Origin of the sequence: Moraxella sp. (assembly GCF_024227015.1) — a bacterium.
GTDB lineage: Bacteria > Pseudomonadota > Gammaproteobacteria > Pseudomonadales > Moraxellaceae > Moraxella.
In genome coordinates this window covers 1-683 of the sequence record NZ_JAAELD010000182.1, presented here as the reverse complement: position 1 = coordinate 683, position 683 = coordinate 1, and the positions used below count along the sequence as shown (strand labels likewise).

At 47.3% G+C, this 683-nt stretch carries 1 protein-coding gene; it reads right to left on the bottom strand.

Annotation, left to right across the window (positions count from 1 at the left end):
• A partial coding sequence (locus tag GY683_RS04135) for an HAD-IIB family hydrolase (protein ID WP_297287546.1) occupies positions 1 to 683 on the bottom strand: 683 nt, incomplete at both ends.

Sequence of the window (683 nt, the reverse complement as noted above, 5' to 3'; positions counted from 1 at the left end):
CATCCATGTGGCAACAAACCCAAATTTTGTAAGCCTTGATAGATGCCATCTTCCCACGCAGCTGGACATACATAGTCAGCCGCCGCTTTCACATCGGCATGGGCATTCCCCATCGCCACGCCAAAGCCGACTGTCTGTAACATTTCGATATCATTCACCCCATCGCCGAATGCCATCGCATCTTCAAAATCCAGCCCCAGTTTATTGAGCGCCTGCGCAATGCCGCGTGCCTTCGAGCCTGTCGCATCTAGAATATCGATACCGTTTTTGTGCCAGCGCATGATTTTTAAAGTCGAGGGAAATTCAAAATTTACCTGCGTGTTGTCAGGATGAAATGCCACGACTTGATAAATAGGTATCGACAAATCAATGTCATCATGACGGGCAGTACGGTAAGCTATTTTAAGTGAATTTAAAGCTTCTGACAGCGCCTCATCTTCCGCTAACGCAATAATTTCCGCATCGGTCATGTAGGCATAGGATAAATTGTTTGATTCAACATAATCGGTAATCAGTTTAATTTGCGCAGGCGTCATCGGATAATGCGCTAACAATTCCCCTTGGTGATGACTGCATTGACCGTTGATGGTGACAAGCACATCGATACCCACGGTCTCAATGAGCTCATACACAGCTTTGGGAAACACCGCACGACCCCGACCCGTGGCGATAGCGACCATAAT